The organism is Calditrichota bacterium, assembly GCA_013151735.1.
Classification (GTDB): domain Bacteria; phylum Zhuqueibacterota; class JdFR-76; order JdFR-76; family BMS3Abin05; genus BMS3Abin05.
Map to the genome: position 1 here is coordinate 1 of JAADHR010000047.1, position 11,543 is coordinate 11,543.

Here is an 11,543-nt window from a genome sequence, read left to right on the forward strand (position 1 = left end):
CAGAGAAAATTGGTCCGGAAGCGATCGGGGCGCACCGGGTGAAATCGAAGTGGCCAGGCCCCGGTAGGCCTGCTTCAGTTTCCGAAGGGCGTAACCGGCCATCTCGGACTCCGTTGCCTCCAATTCGGAAGCGGGAAACGAGGCGGCCTGCTGCCAATCGGCCAGCCGGGCCTCGGTGGCTGTAAAAATGGAATCTTCTGCCGGAAAGGTCCGGGCCCAGAGGCCGTTTCCGTTTTCGTCGCGCAGCTTGTAGGAATCGATATAGGCGGTGTTTGGGGTGTAATCAAACAAAAGGGATTTGATCCGATTGGCTTCATCACAGAGGGGAGCTGTGGGGTCGCCGTCAGCTTCGGGAGGGGTTTCTCCGATCGGCCAGTAGGGGACGGCAATGGATGACGCCGGCTGTCCCAAAATAGCCCACAGTGTGGTGAAGCGCGGATCTTCATCCGGTAAAACCCCGTGAATCACGGCGGCTGACACGGATGAGGACCGGCAGATACTCACACCGGTGTAGATGTAGCCAAAAGGCCGATCGGATTTCCAGCGCCGGGGAAACGGAACGGGCACCGGGTTGCTGTCGAAGTCGGAAAAGTCGCGCATTTGGTGGCGGAGAATGGTGCGAAAGGTCAGGGAATCGCCCGAGGCAAAATCGCCGATCAGCTCTTTGCTTCGATTGTAGCGCTCGATTCCCGAATCGCCTCCGCCGGTCACGGAAAAATTGGTTCGGACCAGGGTGCCGTCGGGAGCCTGGGAGGGATCATTGGCATCAAACTTCCGATAAAATGTCCCGCCCGTTTCAAAAATGGCTGCTGCCCCGGTAGCGTCAATCACGCCGAAATTGGCCTGGGTTTTTCGGCCCCTGACGTTTGTGCTGTCCAGAAAGTGCTGGAAATCGGCCACGGTGGCGCAGACTCCCAGCACGGTTTTCATCAGCAGGCCGTTCGTCAGCCCGGAACCCGAGGCCGATAAATCCCCTGAATAGGAATTCAAAATAGCGAACCCCTTTTCGTTGACGCCCATCCAGGAATAGGTTCCGCCTGCATTAACAACCGAAACAAAGCCGTACCGGGAATCCGTGTTGAAGTAAATTTCATTGTTGGGACGGGAGGCCAGGTCCCGGGTTTTCCAGACCAGCGGGCGGCCGTCCGGTGTCGCCTTTCCGGAAGCCACCCCAATCGTACATTCTACGGATGTGCTGTCTACGCCCTGATTTTCCTTTTGGTATGTTTGGGCCGGAGTGGCCGGTGTAAGAATGGAGACAAGGACAAAAAGAAAGAGGAAAGAGAGGGATCTTGGTTTCATGTTTATTCCTGCTTAAAAAAATTGCCTACGAATTTCACAAATGAGTTTTGCCCACGAATTTCGCGAATTGACTTTACCCACGAATTTCACGAATCTTCACGAATAAATTTTTTAAAGGTAAATTAGCGCCATTCGCGGGGGGTAGAGTGTACGTGTCGTTTCAAAATAAGTAATTCTGTCGGAAAAGTCAAATCAAAAGACAAATTTGCCCCGCTTCTTAAAAAATCCTTGACAAATTGAATTAATTTCACTAAAATACGATGCAATTGCACCCTGTTTCTTCGTGCTTCTCTGAGTCCCTCTGTGTAACAAAAAAAGACGTTACACAGAGAGCCGCAGAGAAAAAAAAGAGAGAGCCACGGAGAAAGGAAATTCAAGGAATTAGAAATGATCCGACGCGTGTTTGCCCTGATAGGGCTTCTTTTTTTCCCCCTGATTATTTGTGCACAAACCATTCCCCCGCCGCAGGATGTTTTCGGATTTCGCATGGGCGCGGATTACCACCTGATCGACTGGAATCAAATACGGTCCTACATTCAACAGGTGGGTCAACAATCCGATCGGGTGATGGTGCAGGAATTGGGAAAAACCACCCTTGGAAAGCCCTTTTTGCTCGTCACCATCTCTTCTTCTGCCAACCTGAAAAATCTACCCCGACTCAAAGCCATTCAACATGAACTGGCGAATCCCTACGATTTGAGCGAAACGGAGGCCCGAAATCTGGCCCGCGAGGGGAAGGCCGTTATTTTGATCACTTTGAATATTCATTCAACCGAAATTGCCTCCAGCCAGGAATCCGTGGAACTGGTGTACAGGCTGGCCACAACTCAGGATCCAAAACTACTCCGGATTCTCGACAAGGTGGTTATTTTGCTTGTGCCGTCTCTCAATCCCGACGGTCAGCAGATGGTGGTCGATTGGTACCGGAAAACGGTGCACACGCCCTACGAAGGGAGTCCTCTGCCCTGGCTTTACCATCATTACGCGGGGCACGACAACAACCGGGACTGGTTCATGTTTAATCTTCCGGAAACGCGCCTGGTGGCCCGGGTGCTGTACCACGACTGGTTTCCGGAACTTATCTACGATCAGCATCAAATGGGCAGCCGAAGCGTCCGCTTTTTCCTGCCCCCGTATTCCAATCCCGTCAATCCCCATGTGGATCCGTTGATTACCTCGCTGACCAATCTTGTGGGAAAACAGGCCGTTGCCGATCTTCAGGAGCAGGGATTTAAAGGGGTGGCCACCGGAACCGTTTTTAACGGCTATTTTGAAGGAACCATGTCCAAAACGCCGTTCTGGCACAACCGAATCGGAATTTTGTCCGAAGCGTCCAGCATCCCGCTGGCCAGTCCGCGGTTTTTTCCGAAAACGAGTTTGCGGGGCATGGGGCAGGATTTGCCGGATTACAAAATGCAGGTCAATTTTCTGGATCCCTGGCCGGGCGGCTGGTGGCACCTGCGTGATATTATTGATTACGAGGAAGCGGCCACGTTTTCGATTACCCATTTTCTGGCGATGCACAAAGAAGACATCCTGCTGGACTTTTACCGGCTTAATCGGAAGGCCATTGCCCGGGGGAAAACAGAACCGCCTCTTGCCTACGTGGTTCCCGCCGATCAATGGGATCCGAATGCGGCCCTGGACATGCTGAAACGCTTGCAGCTGGGTCATGTTTCTGTTTTTCAAACCAAGCAGGCGTTTTCGTACCGGGCCTGTGTTTTCCCTGCCGGAAGCTACGTGATCCCGCTAAGTCAGCCGGAGCGTCCCTACATTCTGGACCTGCTGGGGAAACAGGTCTACCCCGATCTGCGAATGTATCCCGGCGGCCCTCCGCGCCCCCCGTACGACATCACCGCCTGGAGTCTGCCGCTTCAGATGGGGGTTCGGATCACTGCAATCGATACGCCCCTGCGTGTTCCGATGGACCGGGTGACTCAATTCACGCGGCCGGTGCCCGGGCTTCGTCCGTCGGTCCGATGGGTGGCGCTCGAAAGACGCTGGCTTAATTCTTACAAAATTGTAAATCGGCTTTTGCAGAAGGAGAAGCCGGTTTTTACATCCCCGCAGGCCCTTTCGGTTAACGGAAAAACCGTTAAAAAAGGGAGCTTTTGGGTGCCGGTAACGGAGAAGGATGTCGCCCTGGTCACCCGGCTCCTGCAGGAAAACAGTGTGGTTCCCGTTTCAATTGAAGAAAATGTGCGAAAATCTCTGCAGCCCCTGACCCTTCAAAAAATAGGCATTTACCAATCCTATCTGGCCAGCATGGATGAAGGATGGACCCGCTGGGTACTGGATCATTTTTCTTTCCCGTACCGGGTTTTGCATGATCAGGATTTTCGCAAAAATAAGCTGGGTGATTTAAGCCTGATTATTTTTCCTTCCCTTAGCAGCAAGGGAATTGCAGAGGGTTTAAGCAACTCAGGCCGAACACGATTAGGATCGCCCAGGATTATGCCGAAATACACCGGCGGACTTGGTAAGAAGGGAATTTCGGCCCTGCGGTCGTTTCTGGAAAACGGCGGCACAGCCTTGTTCTTTTCAAAGGCCTCGAATTTTGCCATCGAAAAACTGGGCGTTCCCGCACGGAACATTTTGAATGGAAAATCCTCGGAACGGTTTTACGCCCCCGGAACCCTTCTTCGGCTCAGGCTTGCTTCCGATTCACCCTTGACCGTCGGTATGCCGTCCGAACCGGCGATCTTTTTCCGAAATGATCCGGTTTTTGCGCTTCTTTCGGCCCCCTTTGAGATGAAAGAAGCCGGGGTGTTTCCCGATTCGGATTTGCTGCTCAGTGGCTGGCTAAAGGGGGAAAGTGTCCTTCACGGAAAAGTGGCACTGGCGGATATTCCGTACCGGAAGGGCCGGGTCATTCTTTACGGTTTTCGCGTTCAGCACCGGTCGCAGATGTTCGGAACCTTTAAACTCTTTTTTAATGCGCTTTATCGGGTGAGCCTGAAAGTCAACCAACGGGTTAAGTAAAAGGAAAGGGGAAATAATTGACTTGCCATGAGCTTCAGCTCGTGGAATTAATGGGTTTTGCTGATTTTAGATCGCGGGCTTCAGCCCCGTGTAGTGATTAGAATCTCTTATGAATCCACTACCTAAAGGGGCGGTGTAAAAATGAAGACTATTTACGTTATAACGTCATGGCTGGCGACCGATGCAAGCGAAATTGGAAATGTGTCCACCGGCGTGTAATCTCACGCAAGGATTTGAAAAAGAGCGCATCCTTGTCTGCTAATTGGTACTTGATGTCAGTCAAAAATGTTAAGAACCTATCGTCCCTACGGGACTTTTGAACAGTTCTTTTTTATTGGCTACAAACCTATCGTCCCTGCGGGACTGTATTTATTGCTGTTAAAAAAGAATTAGCCAATTCGTGTATAAGAGCGCCGTTAGGTGCGAGATGTTTGTAGCGAATATAGTGCTCCCATTAACATGAGTGCCGTAGGTACGAAAGGTTAACAGATTGAAATTGGTGGGGTTATTCAAAATTTAATACGTGTTAGATTGACGGAAATTGCCTGCCCGTGGATTTCAGGCAATAATATGATTTGTGGTTTTTTTTACACAACCTCTAAAGGTTGTCGCAAGTCAACCGGGAATTGCCGACTAAATTTCAAATAACCGCCCATTTGCGGCAATATGGCGTGCAGTAGTTTTTAATGTGTGAATGTGTGACAATAAAATTCTAAAAGAGGAGGACGACTCAATGATTTATCCGAATGAAGGCTATGATTACCAATTGATTATTAAGCAATTATTAACCCGCCCGCTGCGGGTCAATCCGACGCAGGAAATCATCTATCGGGATCAATTCAAATATACCTACTCCGATTTTTATAAACGCGTCCAGCGCCTGGCCAATATGCTGGCGGATCTGGACGCGAAAAAGGGTGACATGGTGGCATTCATGGATTGGGACAGTCACCGCTATCTGGAAGCCTATTTTGCGGTTCCGATGATGGGTTCCGTTTTGCACACCATCAATCCCCGGTTGTCCCCGGAGCAGTTGCTGTACACGATCAATCATGCCGAGGACAAAATTCTCTTTGTGCACAAAGATTTTCTGCCGCTCATCGAAAAAATCGCCCGCCAGTTTGAGACGGTCAAAAAGATTGTTCTCATCGGAGACGGAGATCCGTCCGTCCACAGTCAGCTGGAAACGGCGGGGGAATACGAAACGCTCATCAACACCTACAATGATGTGTACGAATTTCCCGATATGGACGAAAATACGGTGGCGACCGCCTTTTACACCACCGGAACCACGGGGAACCCGAAGGGGGTTTTCTTTACGCACCGGCAATTGGTGCTTCACACCCTGGCAGCGGCTGCATCCATCGATTCCTACCCGGAACCCATTAATTTTATTTATAATGATGTGTACATGCCCCTTACCCCGATGTTCCATGTGCACGCATGGGGAATTCCGTACCTGGCCACCATGATGGGCGTGAAACAGATTTATCCCGGACGATACGAACCGGAAATGCTGCTCAAGCTTTTGGTCGGGCAAAAGGTCACCTTTTCTCACTGCGTGCCCACCATTCTCCAAATGATCCTCAGTGCTCCGGTTGTGAATCAAATTGATCTTTCCAATTGGAAAGTGGTCATTGGGGGATCGGCGCTGTCCAAGGGACTGGCCAAAATGGCGATTGATAAGGGAATCCGAATCATGACCGGCTACGGCATGTCAGAAACCTGCCCGATTTTGACCCTGGCGCAATTTAAGCAGGGAATGGAAAATCTGAGCGACGAAGAAAAGGTAGAGGTGGTGACCAAAACCGGATTGCCCATTCCGCTGGTTGATTTACGGATTGTGGATGAAAGCGGAAAGGAACTTCCTCCCGGCAAGAAACACACCGGCGAAATTGTGGTGCGGGCGCCCTGGCTGACGGCCGGATATTTGAAAACCGTTGAAAAATCCAAAGAACTCTGGCGTGACGGCTGGCTCCACACGGGTGATGTGGCCTACTACGACGAAGAAGGGTACGTGAAGATTACGGACCGTATTAAAGACATCATTAAAACGGGTGGCGAGTGGATTTCTTCCCTCGAATTGGAAAATCTGATCAGCCAGTGTGAGCCGGTCAAAGAGGTCGCCGTGATTGGCGTTCCCGATGAAAAATGGGGTGAGCGCCCGGTGGCCTACATTGTTCCGAAACCCGAGTTTAAGGATACAATTACGGTAGATGTGTGCAAGAAGGGCCTCCAGCCGTTTGTGGAAGCCGGCGTCATCGAAAAATGGGTGATTCCGGATGAATTTATTTTTGTTGACGAAATTCCTAAAACCAGCGTCGGGAAAATTGACAAAAAACTGCTGCGAGCCACTTACAAGAAATAGAATGCGAGGCGGAATCGGGGCCAGGCGTGTGACGGCTCGGATTCCGCCCTTTTTAACGCGATTGTATTAACCTGGTTTAACGGCCCACCCCGTATTCAGAAAAGGGCTTTTAGAAAGCCGATTGCCTTAATGCCGCTTATTAGTATTATTACAGGTTTTTTAAGCAAAATCTTGTAGCCTGAAAAATTCATTAGCCACGAAGCATACTAAAAGAAATCTCTAAAAAATGGTAAGGCCCAACCCGTATTTTTTGTTTTACTGCAGAAACGATCGGTAAAAACACTGAAAGGGAAAGCCCGCTTTTTTTAGTCCCGAATGGACACGGTGTAATGTCTCGTTTCGTACGTATTTAGGAGAATCAGTCCATTCCTGACCCTCTCTCCGGGGGGTGGGTTCAAAAGGCCGGGCTACATTTTCAAAAAGATTATTTTCCCCATAAAAAAACCAATAGAACCATAAATTATATGGCGCCATTCACTGAAAATGGGAGGGTTTATGTTCCGAAAGCCTTTTATGAAACTCCTTGTCCTGGTTCTTTTCCTGTTTCCGGTTCTCACAGCCGCACAGGAAGAGTGTACGGTGGGGGTGGCGGTCGGTAAGGCCACTATTGACGGCAAACCCCTTTTGTGGAAAAACAGAGACAGCCGGGATCGAAACAATTCCATTCATTTTTTCACGCGCGCGAGTCTTCCGTTTATGGCCGTTATCAAATCCGGAGACACCACCAAGGTGTGGATGGGAGTCAATTCGGCCGGATTTGCGATTATGAATTCTTCGTCCAAAGATCTGGAAGGCGAGAAATCCAGTGAAAATGGAATTTATATGAAAAAAGCCCTGGAAACCTGTCGTTCGGTAGATGATTTTGGAAAGCTGCTTTATGAAACGAATATTCAAGGCCGGAAGACGCGCTCCAATTTTGGGGTGATTGATGCGCTGGGAGATGGGGCCATTTTCGAAACAGGAAGCCATTCCTTTGTTCGCTTCGATGCCAAAGATTCCCCGTACGGCTACATTGTTCGGGCCAATTTTTCTGTAACCGGAACAAAGGATTCTCTGGCGTATGGGTACCAGCGGTGGGCGCGGGCCAATCTCCTCTGGCTGCGAAAAGCACGGGAAAAAGCGCTGAGCTATCGGTACATTCTTCGGACGGTTTCCCGCGATCTGGTAAATGAAAGCGCTTACCCCTACCCGCTGCCCTTTTCCGGACGACAGGATTCGCTGCCGAAGGGGGTTCTCCGCACGCAGAATAGTATTAATCGATTCAAAACGGTTTCCGTGGTGGTTTTTCACGGTGTGATTCTCAGTGAAAATCCCGCCCTGACGACCATGTGGGTTATTTTGGGTGAACCGATTTGTGGGATTGCTTTTCCCGTGTGGCCGGTAGATGAAACCCTGCCGCCAGCGATTAGTGAAGGGAATCCTCCCCGAATGAACCGTCTGATTCAGGAGATTGAAGCGCTTGTGTACCCGAATAAAACGAACCCGGGTTGGTTGTACACCCCGCGGCTGAAGTCCGCTGAAAGCAAAGGGATTTTACCGGCGGTGTTGGCTGCCGAAGATTCCGTTTTTTCGGAAACGGAAACCTGGATGGATCGTTGGCAAACCCGGTTCCGTCCGGATGAGATGAAAACCTTTCAAAAGCGGACGGTAAACCGGCTGGTGCGCATCCTTTCCGGGATCATCCGATCACACCGTTAAATGGTTTTTCGGGGAGCAATCAAAAATAAAAAAAGAAAAAATCGGCAGACGGAAAGGAGGTGATCCATCCAACCCAATGATACGGCAATTACAACCCATGAAAGGAGGTGATTTTTCAGAACCCCAATCGAAAAAACCCTTGGAGACGGAAAAATGACTCTTGGGATGAGGGACGATTTGAGTCATCCCACCAATTGAATGAAAGAGGAGCTTGAATGATGAAAATTAACGATTTAAAGAAGCTTAACGTGGAATCCATCATTGGACTGCTGTTGGTCTTGATGATACTCACAGCCGGAACCTCTTTTGCCCAGGGTACGTTTAGCAAGATTGTCGGAAAAGTGGTAGAAGAAGGAACGGACATGCCTCTTATCGGCGCCAATGTGATGATTGTCGGAACAAACCTGGGAGCAGCCACCGATCGGAATGGAAATTTTGAAATCATAGGAATCCCACCCGGGAATTACGTTTTAAAGGCCCGTTTTATGGGATACAAAGAGATCACCAAAAAGGTCCGGGTGATTGCAAATAAGACCGTAGAAATTAATTTTAATTTACCTGTGGACGTTCTTGGTTTGCAGGAGGTTGTGGTCACCGGTATGGGGGGAAGCCAAATCAAGGAGAAATTGGGCGTTACTGTGGCCAAAGTGCCTGCCGGCCAGATTATCGGAAGCGATGAGGTGAATATTGTGGATGCCCTTGCGGCCAAGGCACCCAACGTAAATGTCAACACATTTAGCGGAGAACCCGGTGCCACGGCCTTTATCGAAATCCGCGGCCGAAATACCATTTCGGGAAGCACCAGTCCGCTTTTTGTGGTGGATGGGGTTCCCATCGATAATTCCACGCGGGGCGTGGGAACCGGCGGGACCGGCAGCGGCGGAACTGTTCAGGCCAACCGCGCATCCGACTTGAATCCGGATGATATCGCATCGGTAGAGATTCTGAAAGGGGCAGCTGCCTCGGCGATTTACGGATCGCGTGCCGCCAACGGCGTGGTGCTGATTACGACCAAAAGCGGTGTGCCGGGCAAAACACAAATCCACTACAAAACGTCCTATTCCTGGGACCGCGTCAATCGATCGGTTCCTCTGCAGCGCAAATACGGGCAGGGCGATAAGGGAAAATTCAAGAAGAATTATTTGCGTTCGTGGGGGCCCAAACTCGATCCGTCCACTCCAACCTACGACCACAGCATGGAAATGTTTAATGAAACGGGTCATACGGAAGAGAATAATTTTTCCATTTCCGGCGGAAATAATCTGACGACCTTTTTCGCTTCGTTCGGAGCCATTAATCAGAACGGCCCGTTTGTCGGAAATTCGGATTTTTACAAAAAGTATTCCTTTCGGGTGAAGGCCTCGCAGGTGGTGACCGAAAAACTAAAAATCACCGGGAATTTGTACTATGCCAATGTAAAAGCCAAGTATCTGAACAGCCGTTCCAATACCGGTGGAATCACGCTGGGCGCCTGGCGGACACCGCCGGAATTTAACAACTGGCCGTATCTGGATCCGGTGACCGGTTTGCACCGCTCGTACCGGTACAGTACGCCCACGGTTTTGCGGAAATCCAGAAAATACGACAACCCCTATTTTTCGGCCTTTGAGAAAATTAATAACAGCACGGTCGGACGCACCATCGGCAACCTGACGCTCGATTACGATCCTCTGGACTGGGTAAATATCACGTACACCCTGGGGTCCGATTACTCCGAAGACAACCGCATTCGGGTCAATCCGGTTAGCAGTACGGCCAATGCCGGGGACGGCAGCATGTGGCGCCGGAATTACATCTTCCACGAGGTGGACAACAATCTGGTGGCCACGCTTAATTTGCAGAAGTACTTGAAACGAATCAGCAAAAACCTGTCCGGGACGTTTATGACCGGGTACAATTTCAACCGGAGAGAATACCACTACCTGAGTGCGACCGGCGACATTTTCATCACGCCCAAATATTACCAGTTGGAAAACACAGTGACCCGAAATTCAAATGAATATGAATATTTGATTCAAACCGAGTCCTTTTTCGGACAGGGTACATTCGATCTGTTTGACCAATTGTATTTAACGGCCGCCCTCAGAAACGACGGGTCGTCCACATTTGGCGAGAATCAACGGCGGCACTGGTTTCCCAAATACAGCGCCGCGTGGGAATTTACAAAATTCAGCCTTTTGCCCCACATTCCCTATTTCAATTTTGGGAAGCTGAGAATGGCCTACGGAGAGGCCGGTATTCAACCCGGTGTGTATTCCACCACGACCGGATTTATTTCCGGAATGCGAAGCGGCTACTGGACGGGAACGTTAAATGCCGGCATGTACGACAATGTGGGCGGTTTTTATTCCAGTTCCATTGCGCCGGCAGAGGATTTGCGACCGGAACGCACGAAGGAATTTGAAGTGGGAACCAATCTGGGCTTTTTGAATTCCCGCCTGGGTTTGGACCTGACCTACTACAAATCGCGGTCGGAAGATGTGATCTTTCGGGTTCCGCTGCCTCCCTCCACCGGGTACAGCACAAAAACCGCCAACGGAGCCGTGATCGAAAACAAGGGCTGGGAAGTGGACTTGAATATGAGCCCGGTTAAGCGAAAATTATTCTCCTGGGATATGGGAATTTTGTGGGCCACCAATAAGAATGAATGTGTCAGCCTCAAAGGATCGGATATGATCAGCTACATGAGCTGGTCCAATATTGCCAGTGTCGCGGCCGAAGGCTACGCCATCGGTGAATTTTACGGGAAGGATTTTATCCGGTTCGGACGGGGAATCCACTACACCCTGAAAGACGGCACCACCATCAATATTGATGAGGCCTACCCCAATGCGCCGGCCGGGGCTCTTTTCCTGGATGAAGACGGATACCCCGTGGGCGACACCCAGTTTCGATTTTTGGGAGATCCCAATCCAAAATGGACCTCAGGCATTCGAAATGAATTTACGTTCCTGGGAAAAATCAGGCTTTCCGCTTTTCTGGACATCCGGCACGGCGGACGCGTCTGGAACGGCACAAAAGGGAAATTGATTGAATTCGGGACTCACGCAGAAACGCTGAAGCGCGGAACCACAAAAAAGTTTGAGGGGTATGGCCCCGGAGCCGGAAAATCCGTTGTTCTGGATCAAAATTGGTACAAGGGATATGGCAGTACGGTAACCTCTCAATTCATCGAAGACGCCAGTCTGGTTCG

General features: G+C 50.3%; 5 protein-coding genes. 4 read left to right on the top strand and 1 reads right to left on the bottom strand.

Going from position 1 to position 11,543, the window contains the following annotated elements; translation table 11 throughout:
- On the bottom strand, window positions 1-1,302 hold a 1,302-nt coding region (locus GXO76_02625), incomplete at its 3' end, for a hypothetical protein (GenBank protein ID NOY76746.1).
- A 387-nt stretch (window positions 1,303-1,689) separates the two neighbouring features.
- Between GXO76_02625 and GXO76_02630 the strand changes: the two genes are divergently transcribed.
- The 4 genes from GXO76_02630 to GXO76_02645 form a co-directional block, all read left to right on the top strand.
- Complete coding sequence (locus GXO76_02630; protein NOY76747.1) at window positions 1,690-4,284, top strand: hypothetical protein; 2,595 nt, start codon at window positions 1,690-1,692, stop codon at window positions 4,282-4,284.
- 694 nt (window positions 4,285-4,978) lie between these two features.
- Window positions 4,979-6,652 carry a fatty acid--CoA ligase gene (locus tag GXO76_02635; protein NOY76748.1) on the top strand — a complete coding sequence of 558 codons (1,674 nt, stop codon included), beginning with the start codon at window positions 4,979-4,981 and terminating at the stop codon, window positions 6,650-6,652.
- 513 nt (window positions 6,653-7,165) lie between these two features.
- Complete coding sequence (locus GXO76_02640) at window positions 7,166-8,350, top strand: hypothetical protein (protein ID NOY76749.1); 1,185 nt, start codon at window positions 7,166-7,168, stop codon at window positions 8,348-8,350.
- A gap of 215 nt (window positions 8,351-8,565) precedes the next feature.
- The coding region (locus GXO76_02645; GenBank protein NOY76750.1) for a SusC/RagA family TonB-linked outer membrane protein at window positions 8,566-11,543 on the top strand (2,978 nt) is incomplete at its 3' end.

Bases quoted from the DNA above. Each gene is read 5' to 3' on its own strand.
- GXO76_02630 (NOY76747.1), top strand. From the start codon at position 1,690: ATGATCCGACGCGTGTTTGCCCTGATAGGGCTTCTTTTTTTCCCCCTG.
- GXO76_02640 (NOY76749.1), top strand. From the start codon at position 7,166: ATGAAACTCCTTGTCCTGGTTCTTTTCCTGTTTCCGGTTCTCACAGCC.
- GXO76_02635 (NOY76748.1), top strand. From the start codon at position 4,979: ATGTGTGACAATAAAATTCTAAAAGAGGAGGACGACTCAATGATTTAT.